Source organism: Xylanibacter rarus (genome assembly GCF_001275135.1).
GTDB classification, from domain to species: domain Bacteria; phylum Bacteroidota; class Bacteroidia; order Bacteroidales; family Bacteroidaceae; genus Prevotella; species Prevotella rara.
This window is the reverse complement of sequence record NZ_LFQU01000001.1, coordinates 327977-352087: the sequence shown is the minus strand read 5'-3', so window position 1 is coordinate 352087 and position 24111 is coordinate 327977. Positions and strand designations below refer to the sequence as shown.

The following is a 24111-nucleotide window of genomic DNA, read 5'->3' as shown; positions in this document are numbered from 1 at the left end:
GTTTAAATTTTTATTCGATTACATCATCTTCGTCCTCATCGTCAACCGGTATGTCCACAATAGGCAACTGTCGGTCGAATGCCGAATTGAACGATATGATAGTCTCGCTTCGTGACAATCCCAGCGGCTGCAGACGGTCGTGAATGATGTTGAGCAAATGGTGATTGTTGAATGCGTAAATCTTAATAAACATATCGTAGTCGCCCGTTGTATAATGACATTCAACGACTTCAGGTATGTTTCTCAAAGCCTCAACAGCCTTGTCAAAATCTTCAGGATTCCTGAGGTTCAGACCTATATAAGCACATGTTTCGTAACCAATTTTCTCAGGGTCGATTATAAATTGTGAACCTTTCAACACTCCGAGACTATTGAGTTTCTGTATACGCTGATGAATGGCAGCGCCGCTTACGTTGCACGAACGAGCCACCTCAAGGAAAGGAATACGAGCGTCCTCAGCAATAAGTCTAAGGATTTTCTTGTCTAATGAATCTAAATTGTGATGCGCCATTTTCTAAGTTTTAGATTAAAACAAACATAAATACAGCCATGGATAAAGAGTGCTTTTGTTTTTATGCCATACGTCCGCCACGGCAAACGCCGGCATCTGTGACGCAAGAACATGCTGTTATCAAAATCCAACTGACCGATTAATTTGTGCAAAGATATGATAAATTTATCATTTCTGCAATAGATTTAAAGCAAAATTTTACTTCTTGATAACAGATTATAACATCTTTACAACAACAAAAATTACTTTTTGCTTTTTTCAACGGCTGAATAATTCACACGCAGGGCACCAGCCTCACGCAGAGCCTGACGCAAATCGCTCATAACTCCCATCTCTGTCTCGCGGTCAGCCTTGACCGACACGCTCATTATTTTTGCGTCTTCAGGCGACATGCGGCGGCGTTCTTCAGTAACAAAGTCCACTACGGCAGGAATGTCTGCATACTTGTCGTTAATCTGTATGCGCGTATTGTTTCCAGCCTGCGCCCTCATCTCTTTTGTAGGCTTGCCGATATAAATATGTGTAATGGCCGATTTCTTTGTAAGTTTAGTAAGCTCTGTTCCCTCCGGCACTCTGTATTTCACCTTCAGAGTTACCTGGCGCATGTGAGTAACGGTGATAAAAAAGAACAGCACCGTAAATATAAGGTCGGGCAATGCAGCCGTGTTTAGCATCGGCACGGTACGCCTGCTGCGTCTGAACATTGTCATATCTCACCTCCTTCGGCTTCAGCCACCGTTGTCTCAGCTATACGCTGGGGATAATATTCTCTTACTTTTTCACGCTGTGCGGCCGTACAACGTTCGTACTCCCGCCCGTATGTCTTCAGTGCATATCTGTTTCTGAGAGTTTTATACGCCGCCATTATCTCGTTCTGTACGTTGAAATAAAGGTCATAACTGGTCCTGCGGTCTATCGTTACCGATATAATGTGACGCTGGCGGTCGGCCGTCTTGCCGACAAACGTCATCACACGCGAACGCAGCTGCGCAACATCAAGCGGCTTGCCGTCAGCAATAAGCTTGTTGGACGACGTAAGTTGCAGGTCGAGCATGTTGCCTTTGCTTATGTCAGCCACCTCTTCGGTCTTGTCAGGGTCAGGCGGAGGCAACTGGCGTTGCAGTCCCTTATCCACGTCCATAGACGTCATGATAAGGAAAAACACCAACAGGATGAAAGATATGTCAGCCGTTGACGTGGTGTTCAGCAAAGGTACTTCACGTTTGTTATGCCTCAGAATCATTTTCTTTGACCGATGTTATATTCTTCTTTATGCAAGTGCATGTACGCCATATCGCACACATTTGATGTCATGCCGTTTGTCTTAACGCATATGTCTGATAAGGCGATATTCAGTACGACACTGCACTTTATTTATTCAGATTTACTTTTCTGTTGTATCCCGAAAGTCCGAACACTACGCCGCAGACGGCAACAAACAGCAATATCAACGCCGTATTGATGAACATGTCGGTAGCTTTAAGCCAGAACACATCAGCATATTTCACTCCGTTGACCATGACTGGCTCTGACGAACCAAGCAGGAACGTAAGCAACAGACTTGCTGCCGTAAGGCCTGTTGTAAGCCAGACAATCTTAGCCGCCGGAATATTGTTGATCGTGTCAGATGTCTTGTCGCGTCCCTTGATGCTTCTGTACACAGCATAAGCCGTAATGCCCACCGTAGCCAGGACAAGCATATAAATAAACACAAGCACGGCATCAGTAAACATAGGAGCATTAAACGTCGGATCTTCATCATACGGAATGTCGTATCCTATCAGAAAGAACGCGCCGAACAGAAGCACAATGACGGCAAGCAGAACATACAGCACACGTGTGGATATCTGCTCTGCCGAAAGTTGTCTAATGCTTTTTAATGAGATGCGCATCATCGTGTAAGTTTATATTTCATTATGATGTCGAGCAGCGTTATGGCCGACTCTTCCATCTGACTCGTTATGTGCTCTATCTTTGAAAGTATGTAATTGTAGAACACCTGCATTATCAGGGCGGCAATAAGTCCGAATATTGTGGTTATCAGCGCCACCTTCATACCGGCAGCAACGATAGTTGGACTGATGTCGCCTGCCATCTGTATCTGCTCAAACGACATGACCATACCGATAACCGTACCAAGGAATCCGAGCGACGGAGCCATGGCTATGAACAGCGTTATCCACGAACATCCCTTCTCAAGGTTAGCAGCCTGCACCGAACCATAAGAAGTTATGCTGCGCTCAACGTCATCCATCGACTCGTCTATGCGCATAAGACCCTGATAACAGATTGAAGCCACCGGTCCGCGTGTGTTGCGGCAGATGGTCTTTGCCCCTTCAATGTCGCCTTTCATAATGAGAGGCTCCAGGTCGGTCATAAGCTTTTTGGCGTTTATCTCAGATAATGTAAGATAAATTATGCGCTCAATGCAGAACGCAAGACCAAGCACCAGCACCAGTGCCACAAACGACATGAATCCGGCGTTGCCTTCAATATACTTTACCTTCAGTGTTTTATGAAAACCTTCACTCTCCACCGGCATCATCGTAGAGTCAGGCACTTCAGCCATGTCAAGATCTAGCGAGTCGGCAGGTGCTGACTGAGCAGCAGTGTCTTGCTGTTCTTTTGCAGTGTTATCTTCCACAGCTTTCCCTGCAGGAGTTTGTGTTTTGTGCGACTTGGGCTGATCGGCAGCAAGAGTAGACACGGCTTTCGACTTCATCTGCCCGGTTATTTCACCATTCTGAGCAAACGCCGAATGGCCGATAGAAAATGCGAGGATCGTTGTTATTGCAATCTTTGCAATCAGATTACTCATATCTGTTATGAATTAGAAAAACATTAAGCGGAAAGAGGGGGATTCGAACCCCCGAAACGCTTTTAACGTTTACACGCTTTCCAGGCGTGCCTCTTCAGCCACTCGAGCACCTTTCCTTACCTGAACTTCATTTAGTTTACGGGATGCAAAATTATCTTTTTTCCATCTATTTTCATCATAAAATCACATCTTTTTTAGCTTTACGCCGGCATTTTTGATATTTTTAGTTTTTACCGGCTTCCACATGTAATACTGCCACGCATGACATATTCAGACGCCCAATGAGAATAAGCAGAAAGAAAGAACGCACCAAGCGTCATTCGCATTTATGTCAACAGTATCTATCACACTGAAAACACGCGCTTTACGTTGGCATTTGTAGCCTCAGCCACCTGTTCCTCGCTCACTCCGTAACATTCTGCCATACGCTTCAGCACATAAGCCACGTAGGCACTCTCATTACGTTTTCCGCGCATCGGAACCGGAGCCATGTACGGCGAGTCGGTTTCAAGCACAATTCTGTCGAGCGGAACCGTGGGCAACACCTCCGGTAAATGAGACTTCTTGAAAGTCAGCACTCCACCGATGCCGAGTACAAACCTGTCGAACGACAGCAGTTCGGCAGCCTCCTTCTCGTTGCCTGTAAAGCAGTGGAAGACACCTCCAGGCAGTTCCTTCTCATAACGGCGCAACAGACGCACCATTTCGTTCTGTCCTTTCCGGCAATGTATCATCAGCGGCAGCCGATACTCTATCGACCATCTGACCTGCTCCTCAAACGCCAACAGCTGCTCCTGCTCAAACTCACGGCTCCAATAATAGTCGAGTCCCACCTCGCCTACAGCAATAACCTTGTCGCGGTTGGCATCAAGCACAGGCTTCATTTCTTTCAATACATCCTGCCAGTCGGCTCTTACTTCTTCAGGATGCAGTCCTATCATCGGATAGGCATAGCCGGGATAACGGTCGCACACGGCAAGCACCCTGCTTACAGACGGCATGTCGATAGCCGGTATAAACACCTTGCTCACACCGGCATCCTTTGCTCTCTGTATTGTCTCATCACGGTCGGCATCAAACTCTTCGCCGTCGAGATGTGTATGTGTGTCTATAAAATTCATTCTCCAAACATTTTTTCAATTAAGACATCATTGTCCGTTACGGCTGTAGTGCAAAGAACAGCAGGCAACAGCAAGCCGGCAAACGGCAATGAAAGAACATTCAGCAGAATAGCACCAAAGCTTCAAATCAATATAAATGCTCTTCTTTTCTGCGGTAATAATATATTATGCCGTATTTGCGGCATTCGGCAAATCTCACCTCAGGCGGCTCATTCTTGAAGTTTTCCTCTATCTGATTCCACAGTTCCAACAGCACGCTGTCTACCTCCGGACGTATTGTCTTCAAAGCCTCAAGAGCCTGAGCGGTGCGGTCTTGCAGACGCTTTTGCTGATCGTTGTTTTCCTTGAATATGTCAAGATGAGTGCTGACCATGCCTATCGTAGGGTTAAATATCGGCCGTCCGCCTTTCTTTATCCGGGCTTTCTCGCCTTCAACAACCTGCGTGCCCCACTTTATCAGACCAGATATGGTCTTAATGTTGGGCAGCGACGTTGTACTCTCATCAAGTCCATACAGCTTGAGGTTCGACTTCTTAATCTCTCCGCGCTCTACCGACATCAAAAGCACCTGCACAAAATGGCTTACATACATCGTGGCATTGCGCTGCAGTTTGTCGCCCTTTCCGGCTCCTCTCAGCTGGGCTGCATAGCTCACCTTATATTGCTCAGAGGCTGTGAGCAGCCTGTCGTATGCCGGCTGCGCACGGTTAAGGGTTTTCCAGTCTATGAAGCGGTTGCGCACGGTGTAGATATCGTTGTTGTCAAGCAATGTCTTCAGTGCCCTCAAACGGGCTGCGTCTGTCTTCGGTAGTCGTCTGTATGGCATTTCTTTTATATCACATAAAAATATTATTAAATAAATCTCACGCCGGCAAAGCCTCTTGCTGGCCCGGCCGGCATCCGCATAATCATCCCGCACAAAGACATGGCGGGCAAAGGAACTAAAGCAGACTGCCGCCTAAGCCTTGCGGCCCATCATGGCATCGGTGTATGCACGGAGCACGCTCTTGCGCTCATCGTCAACACTGACGAGATCGAGATATTTGCGGCTTTGCTCAAAATAGTACTTTATTCTGTCTTCAGCCAGGCGGTCGATGCCCAGTTCGTTATATATCGAAGTAACGGCCTTTATCTTCTCCTCCGGATTAAAGTCAGTGGCCGTAATCCATTTAACAAGTTCATTGCGGCGCGCCTCGTCGGCTCTGTTATATGCATTGATGAGCATATATGTCTTTTTGTTGCACAGGATATCGCCACCAATGGCCTTGCCGAAAACCTTCGGGTCGCCATAGACATCAAGATAGTCGTCCTGCAGCTGGAAGGCCAGACCTATCTGCTCGCCAAACTTATACAAATTGTCGGCATCGCTCTCTGAAGCTCCGGCCAGCACGGCACCTATCTTCAGGGCGCATGCCAGCAGCACGCTCGTCTTGAGGCGTATCATCTCTATATACTCTTCCTCAGTAACATCGGTGCGTTTCTCGAAGTCCATGTCATACTGCTGTCCCTCGCCTACCTGCAGAGCCGTCTCTATAAAAGTGTCGAGCACGGGCTTCACCTTGTCGGGTGCGCTCTGCGCCATGCGCTTGAACGCCAGCACATACATGCTGTCGCCTGACAGCACGGCCGTATTGGCGTTCCATTTTACGTGTACGGTCTGGTGGCCGCGCCTCATGGCAGCGTTGTCCATAAGGTCGTCGTGCAGCAGCGTGTAGTTATGATAAATCTCAAGGCCGCAGGCCTGAGACAATATGCTCTCGGGGTCATCCTTATATAAATTGTAGGCCATCAGCACCAGCGACGGGCGTATGCGCTTGCCGCCCATCGACAGCACATACTTAATGGGGTCATAAAGGCTCTGCGGCTTACGTTCGTAAGGCATGTTGTCAAGATACGAGTTAATCTTTTGTAGTATTTCGTTTGCCGTTAACATAGTGATAAAGGTTTTTAAGATTGCAGAATAATTATTACAACTTAAACACGACGGGAATGCAGAAGTACGTGCGGCATGGCTTACCGTGGTCCTCGCCCGGTTTCCATTTCGGCATTATGCGTATCACGCGCAATGCCTCGCGGTCGAGCTCGGGGCTGACCGATTTAACCACCTTCGGACTGCTTATCGTTCCGTCTTTATTTATTATGAACGACACAAGGACCTTGCCCTGTATCTTCTGTTGCTGTGCAATGACAGGATATGAGAGATTCTTGGTGAGCCACTTCATAAACTCCACCATGCCACCGGGAAACTCCGGCAGGCGCTCTATAACCTGAAAGTTGAGAGGATTGTCGTCTTCGTCAACAGCCACAGGCGACAGTGCCGCTGTCTGGCTCTCTGCAGCCTCGCTGCTTCCGGCAGCTCCGGCCTGCGCGTCATTATCGGTGTCTGTGCCGTCATGCTGTTCCACCACGTCGGCAACCTGCTCGTCCACCACCTTCATTTTCTCGGGCACGGCAGCCTTGGGGGCAACCTGAGGGGCGGCAATCATGTTCTTCTGCTGCAGCACAGGCATCATCTCAATGTCTTGCGAAACATCGTCAAGAATATCGTCAGCTACGTCAGTCGACGGGCTTGACGTGGTAAATTCAAGGCAAACCAGGAACAGCGACAGCACTACTATCAGACCTAACAAGAAGCCTGATGCGCGCTGATGTTCCAAGTCGGCCTTATATGATTTCTTAAGTTCCACCTGACCAATGATGATTAATACCTTAGGGCCTGCACATACTAATCTGACTTTTTTGGCGTTATTATCAAGAACAAATGTGCATGACACCTTATTTTCACTCTACAAAAGTAACGTAGATATTTGAAAAAAGGTGTATCTTTGCCGTAAAAATAACAGAAATCGATGAAAAAAACCGTTTTTTTGTTTTTGCTGACGCTTTTTGCCGTTACTGCCGGCGCGCAGGACAGCCAGACCGGATACAACTTTCTGCGTATTCCGGTAAGTGCCCACGCTGCAGCTCTCGGCGGCGAAAACATCACCATAATAGAAGACGACCCTTCGCTGATGTTCAGCAACCCTGCACTGCTTGCATCGGTGAGCGACAAAAGCATTAACCTCAACTTCATGACCTACATGGCGGGTGCAACCACAGCCAGTGCATCGTTCAACCGCATCATAAAGGACAAGGCCTCCGTGGCCGTCATGGCTCAGTATATGGACTACGGAAAGATGAAGGAGACTGACGAGAACAACGTCATAAAAGGCGAGTTTTCGGCCAAGGACATTGCCATAAGCGGAGTGTTCAGCTATATACTGACCGACAAACTGGTGGGCGGCATAACGGCTAAATTCATAAATTCTTACATCGGCGACTACAGCTCGCTGGCCGTGGGCATAGACCTCGGACTCAACTATTATGACCCTGACCGCGAATGGTCGGTGTCGCTCGTGGCAAAGAACCTGGGCGGACAGATAAAGGCCTATGACGAGGAGTACGAGAAGATGCCGTTCGACCTGCAGGCAGGAGTTAGCAAAAGGTTTGCGTCGCTGCCGTTCAGGCTGTCGGCAACGCTGGTTGGACTTACCGACTGGGACTATGGACTGATAAATCACCTCGTGATTGGCGCCGACATCATCCTGTCGCAGCAGATATACCTGGCTGCCGGATATAACTTCAGGCGTGCCGACGAGATGACGATAGGCAGCGGCACCGACGACGAGAGCAGCCACGGAGCGGGATGGTCGTTCGGAGCGGGCCTGCAGCTCGAACGCTTCAAGCTGCAGCTGGGCTACGGCAAATATCACGTGTCGTCAAACTCGCTGCTCGTAAACGTCAGCTATTCGCTGTAAAGGGCCGCACTGAGGCTGCATGCGGCAGACATCAATAAAAGAAAAAATATCAAGAACAAAATAAACAAGACATGAAGAAAATAACAATAGCCATCGACGGTTATTCGTCATGCGGCAAAAGCACTATGGCCAAAGACCTGGCACGTGAGGTGGGATATATCTATGTCGACACGGGCGCGATGTACCGCTCTGTCACGCTCTATGCCATGCGCAACGGCCTGTTTAACGCCGACGGAAGCATCAACACCGGCGAACTCGAACAGAAGATGGGCGAGATAAACATTTCGTTCAGGCTGAACAGCGAGACCGGCCGGCCGGACACTTACCTCAACGGCGAACTTGTTGAGAAAGACATACGCACAATGGAGGTGTCTGCCCGCGTAAGCCCTATAGCCGCACTGCCGTTTGTAAGAGAGGCCCTCGTTGCCCGGCAGCAGGCCATGGGTAAGGAGAAAGGCATAATAATGGACGGAAGAGACATAGGCACCGTGGTATTCCCCGACGCCGAACTCAAGATATTCGTAACGGCATCGGCCGAAGTGAGGGCGCAGAGACGCTACGACGAACTGAAGGCCAAAGGCATGCCGGCCGACTTTGACGACATACTGAAGAACGTGAAGGAGCGCGACTATATCGACTCTCACCGCGATGTGTCGCCGCTGCGCAAGGCCGACGACGCCATAGAGCTGGACAACAGCAACATGACCATAGCCGAGCAGAAGGCATGGCTGATGCAGAAGTTTAACGAGGCAACAGCCTGACAAATAACGACAGCAAGGGGACATGAAGCTACTGAAAGAGCGCATAATGCGCGACGGAAAATGTTTTGAGGGCGGCATCCTGAAGGTTGACAGCTTTATCAACCATCAGATGGACCCTATCCTGATGAAGTCTATAGCAGTGGAGTTTGTCAGAAGGTTTGCCTCTACCGACATCAACAAGATTATAACCATTGAAGCCAGCGGCATAGCCCCGGCCATAATGACGGGCTATCTGCTTGAGCTGCCGGTGGTGTTTGCCAAGAAGAAAAAGCCGGTAACGATGGAAAACATGCTCACCACGACGGTCTACTCGTTCACAAAGAACCGCAACTATGACATCTGCGTGAGCAAGGACTTTCTGCGCAAAGGCGACCACGTATTGTTCATTGACGATTTTCTGGCCAACGGCAATGCTGCCAAAGGCATAATAGACCTCGTAAACCAAGCCGGAGCCACGCTTGCAGGCATGGGTTTCATCATAGAAAAAGCCTTTCAGCACGGCGGCGAATATCTGCGCAACGCCGGCGTGAGAGTTGAGTCGCTGGCAATAATTGACAGCCTTGACAACTGCGAGATAAAGATAAGATAACACCAAAAAAGGAATATACACAGAAGAATCATGGCGGCGGCTCACAGTTGTGCCGCCGCCATAACTTTCCATTAGTCCCATTACTACAATCACTCCCACTACTCCCATAATCCCCATCCCCCAACAATGCCACTCACCCCTCGAACAGCCCACGAGCTGCACACCGTGGAACTGATGATACGCCTGTATTGCCGCCATAAGGAGGGCAACAGGGAGCTGTGTCCTCAATGCCGCGAACTGCTTGAATATGCCTCGTCGCGCCTTGCCCGTTGTCCGTTTCAGGACAACAAGCCGACATGCCGCCTGTGCAAGGTGCACTGCTACAAGCCCGAAAAGCGCGAGCAGATACGCCAAGTGATGCGCTATGCCGGTCCGCGCATGCTCTTATATTATCCGGCAGACGCCATAAAGCACATGGCAAGGGAGATTGCACTGAAGATGAAGCGTAAGGGCAAGTAACTTATACCTAAATATAATATGCCACATATTGCGATGCAAAAGGGCACCTTTTACAATGCAATATGTGTCCTTTTGCAGCATAAAAGGATACCTTTTGCAAAAGGCTATGGCGAAAGATCAAACTAAAAATAATTTTATCAGAAACTCATCACTCGTCACATCAGGTCTTAACTTTCTGAAAAACAACATTTTAGAGTGTGATGAGTTGCGGTTTAAACTCATCACACGGCTGTAATTTCACGTAAAATTTGTGTTTGTAACATATATGCGAGCAGATTTACCTACGGATAGCTCCATCTTCACAATGTATGCACATTATTTCATGATAGCAGATGCTGCTCCATATTGCTCGCCCACCTCATTTCCACGGTTTACCTTCTTGCCATATCCAAACGTATATGTAACAGACAGGTTTAGACGCCGGTGAAAATTGTTGCCATTAACGAACTGCGTCTCTGAATAAAGAGGAGTCATCAGTTTGCTGGTTGAGCACAGCCAGTCGTTGCGAAACATATTCATCGCACTGACACGTATATTCCAACCAGAACGGCTCCATCCGGCAAGCATTTGATAAAAATCACGGTCTTCGTATATCACGCCCCGGTTTCCCTGCACAGTGAGGTTCTTTGTCTGATAAGATGCCTGAAAATAGAAGTTGCCAAGATAATATGTTGCAGAGGCACTGCAATAAAACGGCGAACGCCTGATGTCGAATAGTCCTGACATGCGATATAACGACACAGAAGGAGAGGCTGCCAACTGAAGGTTGCCGTTAAGCAGTTTATAATTAAACGACATGCCTATCTGTGTACGGTTATAGTTGCAATCTGTCTCAAAGGTTCTCAGCAGGGCCGTGCCGCCGTTATATGGCTTATAAACAGGCACATAAAGATTGAACTCGCCGAAATACTGCACAAACGCCGAAGCCGAAAAAGCATTGACTGGCATCCAGTTGTACGACAGATTGAATGTAACCTGCCTAGAAAGTCCGAGATTGGGATTTCCGGTATAATACATCAGCTCGTTTTGCTGAAGCACATTAGGTGTCTTTTCGCTTGCGCCCGGATAGTTTGCGCCGAAATGAAAATATGTGCGGAACGAGTGTTTACGCGAGGGAGAGAAGCCTACTGACAGATTGATCAACGGATAAATTTCAGCAACAGAAAGGTCGTTTATTTTATTCCTTTCCCACTGAAAGGCTGCGTCGGCACTTATATTCCACACCTTATTCAGAAACTTATAGCCGAGGGCGGCACCTGAATAGGTATCAGAAAAATCATTGTCATAAGGAGATGTGCCGAAATAGCTTACCTGATTGGACGTGGAGCCAAACCAGGCGCGGAAGAAAGCCGTATGGCTGTCGGTAAATTTCTTGAAAAGCGTTGCACTGCCGCGAAACTGCCATACGTCTTCTTTTGAATTGTTCGCTATGGCCTCACTGCCCGGCAACGATGCCTGATAGTTGTATGAATAATTGGTATGGCCGTAATTTATGCCGGGAGACACGCTGACATGAAAATTGTGTGGCAGGATAAAATAATAATTTCCCGACCATACGAAATAACGGCTCACGTAGGGTTCGTTCTTCAAATAAGAATAGTCTGCATTATTCTGAGGAACAAACGACAATGTTCCGCCGGTCCGGGCCATCGCCGACTGGTCAAAATTAAAACCTATGGTGTTGGCTATCTGCATTTTGTCGGTATCGTAAACTGCACGGAAAGAAACAGGATACTGGTTATACTTGAAACGTGAATAGTCCAACGCCTCGTTTCTTGTTGTCTGAAAAGCCTGACCATTTTCATCCTCAATACAGTAAATACCCTCAACAGAATTGCCGTAATGATTAATGTCGTGGTTGGAGGTACCGGCATATAAATCGTATGTCATGCGTTTATACACAAACTTTGAATATACCGAAGCCCGGTTTGAAAGCCTGCCGGTAAGGAAATTTTCATTCAGAGTGGCCTTGGTATAACCTCCGTATTCATATTTCTGTACTATGAAATTAACGACATGCTCACTTCCCTGAAAACGCGGATCTGCGGGAAAGTCAAGATATTCAACTCTGCGTACATCTGAAGTCAAGATGCCTTCCATCTCTTCGGCCGACGCCGGAATATAGTTGATATATATAGCCACACTCTGCCCGCTTGTGGTAGTTACGGCATTGTCCATCAGATTAATGTTGATCTGAGGCAGTGCGAGCTGTTGTAGAAGGTCTATCGCATTTTGCGCTGACTGCCTCTGCTTCATCGTCGGAATGTATGTTGACGACATGGCATTGGTGTGCTGCATCTTGGCCTTGACCACCACTTCGTCAATTTCTTTTGTGCGTATGCTGTCTGAAGTTTGAGCCGTCATTTTTACAGGAAATGTGCATACTAGCCATAATGACAAAAATGCTCCCGGTAAATATGCAATATCATTTTTTACAAAATCTTTCATATTTATATTCATATACTGTTTTTATTTCCATTAAACCTGCTCAACCTGGATGAAAGCAGAATGTGATGAGTTGCAGCATCAACTCATCACATTGTAACATTCTGACATTCAACGTATTGAAACAGAATGTGACGAGTGATGAGTTTTTAACAAAAATATATTCTGTTTCAGCCGCCATTATGATAAACAGTATGACGACTGCCGGGCATTTCCGTATTTACCGGCACTGCTAAATGCCGTTAATTATTCTGTCGCGGCACCTCTCCATGAGCCATTTGGGCGTACTCGTGGCTCCGCAAATGCCTATCGTGTCGATGCCTTCAATCCATTCGCGCTTAATCTCGTCGGGGCCTTCAATAAGATGACTGTTGGGATTGACGCTCCTGCACTCGTTGAAGAGCACCTTGCCGTTGCTGCTCTTGCGGCCGCAGACAAAGAGAATGAGGTCGTGGCGCTTGGCAAACGAACTGATGTTTGGCATGCGGTTGGCCACCTGACGGCATATCGTGTCGAAGCTCCTGAACGTGGCTTCAGGCGAGATGTGCTCCTGGATATAGTCGATTATGCGGTGAAACTCGTCGAGCGACTTCGTTGTCTGCGAATATAGATATATGTCGCGGTTGAAGTCGAGCGCCTTGGCATCGTCTATTCCGGCTATGACGATGGCCTTGCTGTTGGTCTGTCCTACAAGTCCGAGCACCTCGGCGTGGCCCGGCTTGCCGAATATTACGATCTGCGCATCCGGATTAGAGTCGTATTCGCGCTTGATGCGCCGCTGCAGCTGCAGCACCACGGGGCATGTGGCGTCTATTATCTCGATGTTGTTGCGGCGCGCTATCTCGTAAGTCTCGGGCGGTTCGCCGTGGGCACGCAGCAGCACCTTCACGTCGTGAAGAGCCTTCAGCTCGTCGTGGTTAATGGTTATAAGTCCCATGCTGCGCAGGCGTTCACACTCCATTCCGTTGTGCACAATGTCGCCCAGGCAGTATAATGTCTTTCCGGCCGCAAGCTCTTCTTCGGCCTTTCTTATGGCAGTGGTAACCCCGAAGCAGAATCCGCTGCCGTCATCGATTTCTATCTGTACCATCTTCTTGATGTTTCTTATAAAACAATCCCAAACCGTCATTAGAGCGCACATTGCATTATCTTTCTTGTGCATTCATGCTTTCAGCCTGTCTTTTTGTTTCTATCAGCAGATTTCCGTTAAATTTTTCTTGAATAGTCAGCTATACCAGCAAAACAATTAATGTAAATCAACTCAATATAAAGCAAAAATCAGAGCCTAATCATAATAACGATTTGGGATAATTCATGACCGGACTGAGCCGGTCATGAATAAAAACAAACAGGCATTCTGACCGTAATAATATATTCCTATAGCTCTATATTTGCCTGTCCCGGCATAAGCCTTACGGTCTTTCTGTGCCAAAATATGTGTCGAGCAGCTCTTTTGCTGCCACGAAGCTCGTCTTTGTTCCGGCCAGCACCGAGTCTTCTGACGCCTTCAGTTTCTGCTGTATGAGCGGATTGTTATAGAAGCTGCCGCGCAGATGCTCGTTTATGGTTTCATACATCCAATATTTGCTCTGCTCGTTACGGCGGTAATTGAAGTAGCCGTTGTGCTTAACAAAATCGACATACTGATAAACCATGTCCCACACTTCCTTTACGCCTGTGCCGTAGAAGCCGCTGTAGCAGAGCACCTTGGGCTGCCAGCCGCTGTCTGATGGCGGGAAGAAATGCAGGGCGTTGCGGAAGTTGGTGGCGGCAATGTGGCACTTATCCACATTGTTGCCGTCGCACTTGTTGATAACTATGCCGTCGGCTATCTCCATGATGCCTCGCTTTATGCCCTGAAGCTCGTCGCCCGTGCCGGCCAGCTGAATGAGCAGGAAGAAGTCAACCATAGAGTGACATGCCGTCTCGCTCTGCCCTACGCCCACCGTCTCGACAAATATTTTGTCGTATCCGGCAGCCTCACACAGTATGATAGTCTCACGGGTCTTGCGCGCCACGCCTCCCAGCGAGCCTGCCGTAGGACTGGGACGTATGAAGGCTTCTTCACGCAAAGAGAGTTTTTCCATACGGGTCTTGTCGCCAAGAATACTTCCCTTGGAGCGTTCAGAACTGGGGTCGATGGCCAGGACGGCCAGCTTGCCGCCAAAACGGTCGAGCACATGCACGCCAAACTGGTCGATAGAGGTACTCTTTCCGGCACCCGGCACACCGCTGATGCCTATGCGCAGCGACTTGCCGCTGTAGGGCAGGCACTTCTCGATAACCTCCTGAGCCTTCTGCTGGTGGTCGGGATTAACACTCTCTATCAGCGTAACGGCCTGGCTTAGCACCGTAACGTTGCCTTTAAGGATGCCTTCCACCATCTCGCCCACTGTATACTCACGGCGCCTGTAGCGTGCGCGGTTAAGATATGGATTCACTGTTGAAGGCTGCTCTACTCCGGAATTAACCGTAAGCCCCTTATACTCACTGCTGTTTTCTGGATGTTCCATAACAATATTATTTCACTTTTACATGTATAACAACCTTTGGTTTTGCCGGGTCGTTGGTTATCATCAGCACACGCGGCTTGCTCCTTGCGCTCTTCAGCTGCTTCTTGTAAGCCGTGATCTTCAGTTTTGCCGATTCGCCCGGACGCAGCTTCGACTTGTTCAGCTTCACCTTCAGACCTGTTGTGAACATCTGCATTGAACGTATGTCGAGCCTGCTCTTTCCGTTATTTTCAATGATTATCGTTCCGCTCTTGTCGTCCTTGTCGCCGAACGTGCCGAGGTCGAGAGTCTCTGACGACAGCTTTATCACCGGCGCATTGTGCTTCTGTGTCTCCGACATGTTTCTGAATCCGGGGAGCAGAACGGCCGAAACCGATATTTCCTTGTCGGCGCTGACCTTGTCGCCGGGATACATTCCGAGATATACCGACGACTGCGTAAGTCCGTAATCACGCAGCTTCAGCGAGTTGAGCGTTATCGTTGCCACGCCGGTGTGTCCAGGAGCAATGGTTGTAGGCGACACTGACGCCGTAAGGTAATCAGGCAGGTGCATCACAACCGGACTGACGCTCTCAGAGCCGCTGTTGATGATGTGTATCTTCTGTATAGGCATGTCGCCCACGTTGACATCATCAAACTCGATGTTGTTGTTGTCTGTCCTCACGCTGCCGATAGTGTAGTCATACTTTCCGGTGAAGTCGATAAGCTTGTCAACCACCACTCCCTTCATCTTCAGATAGAAGGGCTTGTCGGATGCATTGCTGTAAACGGCCACTTCCTTTTCAAAATGTCCGAGCTGACGTGCATCATAAGTAACCTCAACCGTAAAGTTGTCGCCCTTCATGATGCTGCCGCGCGGATAGCTCGCAATGGCACATCCGCAACTCGTCCTAACTGTGTCGATTATCAGTTCGTTGCCCTTGTTGCGCAATTCAAACTTCGCCGTGACGGGCTGTTCATAAAGAACGCTTCCGCAGTCGATAACCTCGTGCTTGGCAGATATGCGCTGTGCCGCCATGTCGAAGGCAAAGGCGGCAACCAGGGCTGTCAGTATTATTTTTCTTTTCATAATTCAATTCTCTTTCAATCATTCAATAACAATAACCTTAGACACTGCGCGTCCTGAATATTCAGGCGAGTAAGCACACTGCACGGTGCATGTACCTGTCTCGTAAGTGCCTTCACGGTCAACATAATATTCTGTCTCTATAACGTGCGTTCCCTTGCTGAAACGGTCGAAATAATAGTTCGTAACGTTGTCTTTCGGCGTGCAGTAATATCCGCCGGCGTATCCGCTGAGCTGTCTGAGCGGCTCCATGCAGGCGGCACGCTTGTCGCTCACCTGAACAAAGTCGTAATCGCGGTCGGCTACTATGGTTATGCGCACCTTGATGCGTGAGCCTACTTTCAGACTTGCGGGCGTAGTGCCGTCGGCAGAAAGTATTTCTCTTGTAACCTTGAAGCCCGATGAAGCGGCGTCTATATCAGAAACCTTGCATACTGACTGAGCATAAACGGCGCCCCATGATGTGCCTTCTGATGTCTTGCTTACGGTCAGCTTGCCGGGGTTGGCAACGCTTGTTGCCGACTTGACGTAACCCAGACCTGCGGTGGCAGGCGACATGTCGAGCTTCTTGCCGTCGAGCGTTATCTCTGCCTTCTCGCCCTTGTTGAGCACCGACATGTTGTCGCTTAAGAATGCATAAACGGCATTTGCGCTGTTGACCGGTGTGTTCCAGCCCTGCACTCTCTTCTGCTGCAGCAGCCATTGTCTCATCTCGTCGATTTCTGCCGAATAGCCATTGGCGTCAACAAGCTTCATTGCCTCTATTGCTGCAACCTGTGTAGGTATGCGGTAATCAAACCAGTTGTAGCCTGCGCGCGGCGAGTCGTAGTAGCGGCCCATAGTCTCTGTCTTAACCGAATATTCCTCAAGACTCTTCAGGTATTCACCTGCGAGCTTGCTCTTGCCGTTCTTTGACAATACAACAGCCATGAGGGCCTTGCCGTAAAGGTTAAGTGAAGTGTTCTTTGTCTTAAGATATCCGAGCAGATAGTCTGCCGCAGAACGTTCTGCCGACGTAAGTTGTCTGTCGCCAAGGGCACAGATATACAGATACTGCAGTGCCGAGTAGTCGCGTATTCCGTATGCGTTGCCTTTCTTTTCGGCCTCCTTTATCTTCTCAACTTCATCCACAACGACGCGTCCGAGATAAGTCATTGCCTTGTCGAGCATGCCTTTTGTCTCGTTCTGAACGCCTATCATTGTGTTCAGACGGGTAAGCAGCTCAGCAATGCTTGCCGTCAGCGACGGCGAGCCGTAAGGCATTCCCTGCCACCACGACCAAGAGCCGTCGGCCTGATTCTGCAGCTTTTGCAGTTTGCCGAGCATCAAGCTAATGTTGTTGTTGAGCGAAGAGCTGTCGAAATAGTTGGCAAGGAGTCGTTTCTGCTCAGCCTCATTGTCGGCATCTGCCACCCAAGGTGTCTCGTTGAGCACGATGTCCTTAAGTTCCTGATTCTTCTCCAGACTGCTCAACAGACTTGTCTGTTCTGCCTCACGCTTCCACTGTTCGAACGTTGTCTTAGCCTGCGGAGCGTTCTTCAGGATGTAGTTGCTTATGCTGTTGGCATAATATGCCGTGGCAAGACTTATGGCATTGTTGTCGCTCGCGGTGCCTATATAAGGCAAAGCCTGAAGTACGAGCCATGCAGGATTGTTGGTGTATTCAACAGTCAGCTTGTTGTTTCTGCCGCCCTTAGCGAACAGGTTGCCAAGGTCTATCGTCTTCTGGCCGGGCTGCGTCTGTGTGAACGGAACAGTGTTGGTTACGAGTTCCTCGTCTGCCAGCACCGGAAGATAGTGCTGCTCGCCGTCGCTGAAGTTGCGTCCGTTTGCAAATATCTTGCACACAAGCATTGAACTGTTGGCGTCAGGGCAATATTCGAACGATACGGCTGTTGTCTGTCCGGCAGCAACCTTGAACGACTTTTTCTGCTCAAACACCGTTTTGTCTGTCTCAGGATCTACGAGCTGCATAACAGCCGTACCCTCTGCACTCTTCTCTGAAGTGTTGAATATTCTTGCTGCTATCGAAGCACGGTCGCCTACACGTACAAAGCGCGGCATGTTGGGCTGCACCATAACGGTCTTGCGCGCAACGGTTTCGCTCTCGATAAGTCCGAAGTTTACGTCCTTGTCGTGAGCAAGTCCCATAAACTTCCATGTTGTTATGCTTTCGGGCAGAGTAAACTTAACGCTCACGTTGCCTTTGTCGTCTGACTGAAGTGCGGGATAGAAGAACGCCGTCTCGTTAAGGTTCTCGCGCAACTGAACGTTGTCTGCAGAACGGCCCTGAGCAGAACCGTTGTCGGCTGTTACAGGAGGCTCTGCAAGCTCTTCCTTGCTCTTAACTGAAGCAGATTCGCTCTCGCCGGCCGACATGGCTGAATCGGAAGCCACAGCCTGCTTCTTAACTGCGCTGCCGGCAAGACTTAGTCTCAGACCTCCATTAGCCCCATAGCCTCTCAACATTATATTCGACACGAAGAAATTATCAATGTCAAACCTGTTCATATCGAAGTCGTCAACATCGAGCAGCTTGATGTCGGCCGCACTTGAGAAGTGCAGACCATTCTGATATACAGAACGCCACTGAGTGTAAGGCTCACTGATGGCCATGTCATTGTAGAACCACCAGCTGAACGGAGTTATCTGGTTGAGCGAGCTGTCATAAAGCGTAGCCATGAGCTGTGCCTTGGCAGCAGTGCCGTCGGGTCTTGTTATGTTGAGCGTCCACTCTTCGCTCTGCCCCGGAGTAAGTCTGTCGCGGAAAGTGGTCCACTTCAGCATCAGTCGTCTGTCGGGAACAGGACGTGTGATATACACGCTGTGATTATAGTCCTTGCCGTCTTTCACCCATACGAGGTTTATCTTCAGGCCGTCGCCATACTCTTCCTTATATGTCAGAGCGCGTGTTGACAGCTGGTTGCTAAGGTCTGTTGCGCCGTCGGCAATTACCTTATCGCCTGAAATGACGGTGTAAAGGATATGTGTGTCGGCATCAGACGAGCCTACCTGCAGATAAACCGGACTGCCGTCTGACGGGAACTTGGTGTCTGAAAGATAGAACCAGTCGTGTGTTTCAACGCAAGGCTTAGTGTCGTCGAGGCTGAACACGACGAAATCCTGCTTCAGCGTGTCTGTGCCGCAGATAGCCACGAGCTTATGGCGGCCAGACTTTAGCTGCGAAGCCGTGTTCCATGTGATGCTCTCGTCGCGGTTGGTTCTCGCCTTGAAGGCATTGAACGAGCCGTCGATGTAATATCTAACGTTGTCGTCGATGTCAACACCGGCCATATTCTTGTATACAAACTTTATTGTCTTCAGACTGTCGCGGAGTATGCGTCCGGGCAAAGTGGTGCTCAGCGCGGCGGGCTTATTGCCCAAAGGCAGCGCCAGCTGTCCGCTGCGAGTCTCGCCTGCCTGGTCGGTAACTTCGGCATCAGCGGTTATTGTATAGAAGCGTGCAATGCTGTTGAACGTGCGTTCGTCAATGCCGCCGTCGGTATCTGCCCATGCGGGGAGCACCATAGGCATCTCTATCTTGAAGGCTCCGTCAGCATCGGTAACGGCCTCGCCCTTTACGAGCACGTCGGTTCCGGAACCGTTAGTGTAAGCCGATGCATAATAGCGCCACCACAGCGACTGGCTGCGCTTAACCGTGTAGCTGACCTTTGCGCCCTGAACCGGCACGCCGGCATATGTTTTTGCATGAGCCGTAACCACAAGCGTGTCGCCACTCTGATATCTCTGGTTGATCTTGGGGAACTCAACCTGGAATGTAGGACGCTTGTATTCTTCCACCGTGATGTTTACAGAAGCATTGATGCCGAAGTCGCCCTGTATGGTGTAGCGGCCCGTAAGTCCGCCCAAAGGCAGTGCAAAGTCGGTGCTGGCCGTACCATATTCGTCGGTGGTTACAGTGGCCTCGCTCACCACCTTATAGTTAGCGTCTCTCATGGTGAGCTTGAATGACTTGCCTGCAACGACCTTGCTTTCCATGCCTTTCTGAGTGTTATATGCCACGGCTGCCACATGAACAGTCTGTCCCGGACGGTAAATCTTACGGTCTGTGAAGATGTTCAGCACGTCGCGGTCGCCCTTCTGGGCATAATAAGAGAAGCTGCTCCATGTGCCAAGCATAGGCGCCGCCTTGTCTCTCTCTGTGTAAGCGCGCAGCATTCTGATGCCGTCGCCGCCCATACTGAACACGGCTTCGCCCTTATCATTGCATGTAAGAGTATGCATCTTCTTGCCGTTTGTCTGCACGACGATGGTTGCGCCGGGCATAGGCTGGCCGGTTGTAGCACTAAGAGCTGCGAGGCGCAGCTTGTTGCCGGGCAGCTGATGATGCACCACGAACATGTCTGTTACATACAGCAGGCGCCTCTGCGGCTCAAGATTCTTATTGTCTGAAGAAACTTCAACCATATAAACGCCTACCGGCATGCCGGCAAGCACGATCGAGTCTTTGATTATCTTGTATTCAGGCTGACCGGGATAGCGCTTCGTCTGCACGTTCTCTGTCAGCGGAACAATCTTCTTGCGAAGTTCCTTATATCCGTCATCCTGCGAAGGATTAAGCTCTGTGTCGCCGTCAACGGCCAGACGCGCCACCTTAACCTTTATCTCACTGACATTACGCAGATTCATTTTTATGACGTTGCGCTTGTAAGGCAACACCACATTATTGGTGAGACTGATTACAAACTGCGGATTTGTCAGCCTTTTAAGTTCGTTGCGCAGCACGTTCATACGCGGCCATTCGCCCCAGCGGTTAACGGCGTTATTGATGTAAGCCACCAGGTCGTCGGCGTTAACGTCATTGCAGTTCTGCATAAAATTATAGCGTTCAACGGCCACTTCGCCACAAGCATTGAGGTCAGAATAGATGTTTATGAGCGAATCGAGCGACACGGCATAGCGCGACTTCTTTAATTCGCGGAAATAGATGCCGCCGTTGCGCTGATTGTTCTGCCTGACCATAGCCAGGGCCGTCAGCAACGTGGCTGTGCGGTTCTGCGTGGTTGCATAGTAAGAATGCATTGTGGCATAGTCTTCTGCCGTATATCCGATAAGACTCAGAAGGTCGTCGTTGAAGTATTTGCCGTCGCGTCCCTTTACGACAAACGGCTCATAGCAGAGTGCCTTCTTTGATGCGAGCAACGCAGGGTCGGCCAGCGACTTGCGGAAAAACTCGGCAGCCTTGGCCGAATTGTCTATTCCGACAGCGGCATACGGACTAAAATTGCGATAAGAACTGTATATCTTGCCCAGCGCCGCATAATAGACAGCCGACAGAGCACCGTCTGACTTGCTGCATGCTTCGGCCTTGTCTTCAAGCCGAGCAAGCCTTGAAGGAAGCGAGTCGGGCGAGATAGAATACCAAACCGACGCCATGCACGTCTCTGCCTTAAGCAGATGGCCATAGTCGCCGCCGGCCTCAGCCTTGTCGGCAATGGTCTGCAGCAGTTGTATCTGTGTCTTCGGCAGGTCCTTATTGGCTGCCTCGTCTACCTGTTTCCATAATTTCGAATAGCTGTCGCCAAACATTGCAGCCGGCACCAGCATAAAAGCCGTAAGTAAAAGGAAAGCGGTTTTTCTCATAATCAACAAAGTTTTTATTCTTAATACAACACGGCATCAACGTCCGCAGGGCTGCATGATGCATGCTTTGTGCCCCTGCTGCGGCGTCTGGCGCCGATGTTTCCTATATTTCTACAAAGGTAACTAATTAATCGTAGCTGACAAAACGATTTAATGTTTTTTGCCGTTTAACTTTCAAAAACTAAAACCTGATTATTGTCGAAGATTACGCATTGGGCACTGATAAATTAACTTTATTTACCAATACAGAAGTTTTAAGCAGCGCAATTTTAACACGCCGGAAGCCGGCATTATAGGAATAACGTCAGCGCAGATATGCCGTTTTATCATGCAAACGAAGCCTCTGCAAGGCAAGAAACATGTAAACAGGATGCAAAAGCTATGCTTTCAGGATGCGAAATGCTGTATATTGGAGCGCAAAACATGGCCTTTTGCATGACAAAAAACAGTTGTTTTAAGTGTAAAAAGCAATGATTTATGGCCTTTCTGGAGTATTTACGGGATACAGAAAAAGAACTTTTAAATCACAATCAGACATAAACCTCTGATTATCAGCAACATACTAAAACAATCGAAAAAATGCGAGTTTTTCATACGGAAACGGCATTTCGGCCGTAAGATTGCAAAAAGTGAGATAAATATGTTAACGCAAAAGCACTTGCGTTAACATATTTTTACTTATCATTTTACTGCTGGCAGCATAACAACAACGGTATGCCGACACAGCAGAAGATGCTATTTGACAGGAAGAGCAAGCAACTGATACATCAGCGTTGCCGCCATGCGCTCCTGCCCTTCGGTTGAAGGATGCAGGCGGTCGGTGGCCTTGTCGTGGAAATAAGGCAGCTGAGCCTCAACCATCGGGTTAAGTCCGCTGACCGAATTGAGGTCAATCACAGGTACGCCCCACACGTTTCCGGCTTCCTTTACAGCCTCAACATAAGCGTCGAAATACTCTCCGCAGATGTTCTGCCAGCTCTCGTCGGGCTGTATGTTGGTGTCGCCGAATGTGGCGTAAGCCCTGTGCAGGGGTGTCAGCAGCACAATCTGCTTGTCGGGGAAAAGCGTCTTCAGCTTGCTTATGCCTATGTTTATGCGGCCCTTAAAGGTGTCGCCGGTCATCACCGGAGTGCGTTTTTTGCGTTTATACACCTGTTTCTTGCCATGCACGGCAGCAGTAACGGTGTCTTCAGTTTCAACATACCACTCGCCGACGGGCACTCCGGCGTTGAAGTCGTTTGTACCCATGAACACCACTACGGCGTCAACCTCGTTGCCATGTTCCTTGCTGAGTTTCTCTGCCTGACGCGGAACGTCGTCCCACTGGCGGCCGCTTATGCCGTAGACATAAGGCGTTATGCCGAGCCACTGCTGCAGATATGCCCAATATTTCTGCCTGATATCATTGCTGTTGTTCTTCGGGTCGGTAATCGAGTCGCCGATATACCCCACCCTTTTACCTGCCCACGGATGGCGCACATATCCGCTCTTAACGGCAGTGTTGTCGTTCAATACAGTCTGACACGAAGCCTCAGGCGCCATGCACGCCATAAAAGCAAGAGACAATAAAAAAATTTGTTCATTTCAATTAGTTTGTTAATCGGCCGTAAAGGTAACAAAAGTTATCCGTAACGACAAGACTTATCCTGACAAATAGAGCCAAACGGCACATATAACGGCTACAGACAGCTCCGCCACGCCACATCTGAGGCAGCAGCGCTGACAAGTATTAAGAAATATTATCCTTTCATTTTAGGCAGTTTCTCATTTTCTTATTGTATATTTGCAATGTGGTTGCACGCACAGGCATGATGCCGTTCTGCAGCGCAACAGGCAACAGCGCAGATGCGTCAGCCGCCACAATAAAAGCAAAACAATTAAACACTGCGAGATATGAATATTGGAGACAAGGCGCCCGAAATACTCGGGCACGACGAAAACGGCAATGAGATAAGGCTCAGCGACTTCAAAGGCCGCAAGCTGGTGCTATATTTCTATCCTAAAGACCTTACGTCGGGATGCACCACCGAGGCGTGCAACCTGCGCGACAACTACACAAAGCTGAAGGAGCTCGGCTACGAGGTGATTGGCGCAAGCGTGGACGACGGCAAGCAGCATCTTAAGTTCATAGCAAAGAACGAACTGCCGTTCCACCTCATTGCCGACACAGAGAAGACTCTCGTCGAGCAGTTTGGCGTGTGGGGCGAGAAGAAGATGTACGGCCGCACCTATATGGGCACCTTCCGCACCACCTTCATCATTGACGAGAACGGAGTGATTGAGCGCATAATCTCGCCAAAGGAGATCAAGGTGAAGAACCACGCCGAACAGATTATCGGAGAACAGAAATAACATAAAAGATAACAGCCGCTACAACGCCCCCGCTACAGCAAGGGGGCGCAAGCGGCAAAACCCTATTAACCCTAA

The 24111-nt window shown here is 49.2% G+C and carries 20 protein-coding genes and 1 tRNA gene; 5 read left to right on the top strand and 16 right to left on the bottom strand.

Translation table 11 applies throughout. The features are described from left to right. Positions 1-10: 10 nt before the first annotated feature. The 10 genes from ACU52_RS01445 to ACU52_RS01400 form a co-directional block, all read right to left on the bottom strand. A complete protein-coding gene (locus ACU52_RS01445; protein ID WP_021853883.1) occupies positions 11-511 on the bottom strand; it encodes an Lrp/AsnC family transcriptional regulator in 501 nt (166 codons plus the stop codon). Positions 512-753: 242 nt separating this feature from the next. Next, positions 754-1221, bottom strand: a complete 468-nt coding sequence (locus ACU52_RS01440) for an ExbD/TolR family protein (RefSeq protein WP_053397465.1) — start codon at positions 1219-1221, stop codon at positions 754-756. Further along, positions 1218-1754, bottom strand: coding sequence for an ExbD/TolR family protein (locus ACU52_RS01435; RefSeq protein ID WP_053397464.1), 537 nt, complete (start codon positions 1752-1754; stop codon positions 1218-1220). The genes ACU52_RS01440 and ACU52_RS01435 overlap by 4 nt, the downstream gene beginning before the upstream one ends. 127 nt (positions 1755-1881) lie before the next feature. Next, positions 1882-2406, bottom strand: coding sequence for a hypothetical protein (locus tag ACU52_RS01430; protein WP_239684850.1), 525 nt, complete (start codon positions 2404-2406; stop codon positions 1882-1884). Next, entirely contained in the window at positions 2403-3329 is a 927-nt protein-coding gene (locus tag ACU52_RS01425; protein ID WP_316936635.1) for a MotA/TolQ/ExbB proton channel family protein, read from the bottom strand. The genes ACU52_RS01430 and ACU52_RS01425 overlap by 4 nt, the downstream gene beginning before the upstream one ends. Before the next feature lie 28 nt (positions 3330-3357). Then, positions 3358-3445: transfer RNA gene (locus ACU52_RS01420), tRNA-Ser, on the bottom strand. A gap of 228 nt (positions 3446-3673) precedes the next feature. After that, positions 3674-4450 carry a TatD family hydrolase gene (locus ACU52_RS01415; protein WP_053397463.1) on the bottom strand — a complete coding sequence of 259 codons (777 nt, stop codon included), beginning with the start codon at positions 4448-4450 and terminating at the stop codon, positions 3674-3676. A 127-nt stretch (positions 4451-4577) separates the two neighbouring features. Next, positions 4578-5276, bottom strand: a complete 699-nt coding sequence (locus ACU52_RS01410) for a hypothetical protein (RefSeq protein ID WP_021853889.1) — start codon at positions 5274-5276, stop codon at positions 4578-4580. A gap of 132 nt (positions 5277-5408) precedes the next feature. After that, the gene (locus ACU52_RS01405) at positions 5409-6383 is read right to left on the bottom strand and encodes a polyprenyl synthetase family protein (RefSeq protein ID WP_021853890.1); all 975 of its coding nucleotides are present in this window, start codon (positions 6381-6383) and stop codon (positions 5409-5411) included. Positions 6384-6417: 34 nt separating this feature from the next. Beyond that, positions 6418-7137, bottom strand: a complete 720-nt coding sequence (locus ACU52_RS01400) for an energy transducer TonB (protein WP_053397462.1) — start codon at positions 7135-7137, stop codon at positions 6418-6420. Positions 7138-7299: 162 nt separating this feature from the next. Between ACU52_RS01400 and porQ the strand changes: the two genes are divergently transcribed. From porQ to ACU52_RS01380, 4 genes are all read left to right on the top strand, one after another. Then, on the top strand, positions 7300-8247 hold the full coding sequence (gene porQ / locus ACU52_RS01395) for a type IX secretion system protein PorQ (RefSeq protein WP_021853892.1): 948 nt from the start codon (positions 7300-7302) through the stop codon (positions 8245-8247). A gap of 71 nt (positions 8248-8318) precedes the next feature. Further along, positions 8319-9008 carry a (d)CMP kinase gene (gene cmk, locus ACU52_RS01390; protein WP_053397461.1) on the top strand — a complete coding sequence of 230 codons (690 nt, stop codon included), beginning with the start codon at positions 8319-8321 and terminating at the stop codon, positions 9006-9008. A 22-nt stretch (positions 9009-9030) separates the two neighbouring features. Further along, positions 9031-9597 (top strand): xanthine phosphoribosyltransferase, encoded by a 567-nt coding sequence (gene xpt, locus ACU52_RS01385; protein WP_053397460.1) that lies wholly within the window; start codon positions 9031-9033, stop codon positions 9595-9597. Between the two features lie 126 nt (positions 9598-9723). Beyond that, positions 9724-10056, top strand: coding sequence for a nitrous oxide-stimulated promoter family protein (locus ACU52_RS01380; RefSeq protein ID WP_053397459.1), 333 nt, complete (start codon positions 9724-9726; stop codon positions 10054-10056). Between the two features lie 315 nt (positions 10057-10371). On the opposite strand, the gene ACU52_RS01375 is transcribed toward ACU52_RS01380, so the two are convergent. The 6 genes from ACU52_RS01375 to ACU52_RS01350 all read right to left on the bottom strand — a co-directional run bounded on the left by ACU52_RS01375 (position 10372) and on the right by ACU52_RS01350 (position 23226). Then, positions 10372-12504, bottom strand: coding sequence for a TonB-dependent receptor (locus ACU52_RS01375; RefSeq protein ID WP_053397518.1), 2133 nt, complete (start codon positions 12502-12504; stop codon positions 10372-10374). 229 nt (positions 12505-12733) lie between these two features. After that, on the bottom strand, positions 12734-13591 hold the full coding sequence (locus ACU52_RS01370) for a 4-hydroxy-3-methylbut-2-enyl diphosphate reductase (RefSeq protein WP_053397517.1): 858 nt from the start codon (positions 13589-13591) through the stop codon (positions 12734-12736). A 322-nt stretch (positions 13592-13913) separates the two neighbouring features. Further along, the gene (gene meaB, locus ACU52_RS01365; RefSeq protein ID WP_021853899.1) at positions 13914-15014 is read right to left on the bottom strand and encodes a methylmalonyl Co-A mutase-associated GTPase MeaB; all 1101 of its coding nucleotides are present in this window, start codon (positions 15012-15014) and stop codon (positions 13914-13916) included. A gap of 7 nt (positions 15015-15021) precedes the next feature. After that, complete coding sequence (locus tag ACU52_RS01360; RefSeq protein ID WP_021853900.1) at positions 15022-16083, bottom strand: DUF1573 domain-containing protein; 1062 nt, start codon at positions 16081-16083, stop codon at positions 15022-15024. An 18-nt stretch (positions 16084-16101) separates the two neighbouring features. Next, positions 16102-21684, bottom strand: coding sequence for an alpha-2-macroglobulin family protein (locus ACU52_RS01355; protein WP_082335103.1), 5583 nt, complete (start codon positions 21682-21684; stop codon positions 16102-16104). Positions 21685-22419: 735 nt separating this feature from the next. Further along, on the bottom strand, positions 22420-23226 hold the full coding sequence (locus ACU52_RS01350; protein ID WP_053397516.1) for an SGNH/GDSL hydrolase family protein: 807 nt from the start codon (positions 23224-23226) through the stop codon (positions 22420-22422). Positions 23227-23577: 351 nt separating this feature from the next. On the opposite strand from ACU52_RS01350, the gene bcp reads away from it, so the two are divergent. Next, positions 23578-24036 (top strand): thioredoxin-dependent thiol peroxidase, encoded by a 459-nt coding sequence (gene bcp / locus ACU52_RS01345; RefSeq protein WP_053397457.1) that lies wholly within the window; start codon positions 23578-23580, stop codon positions 24034-24036. Positions 24037-24111 lie beyond the last annotated feature (75 nt).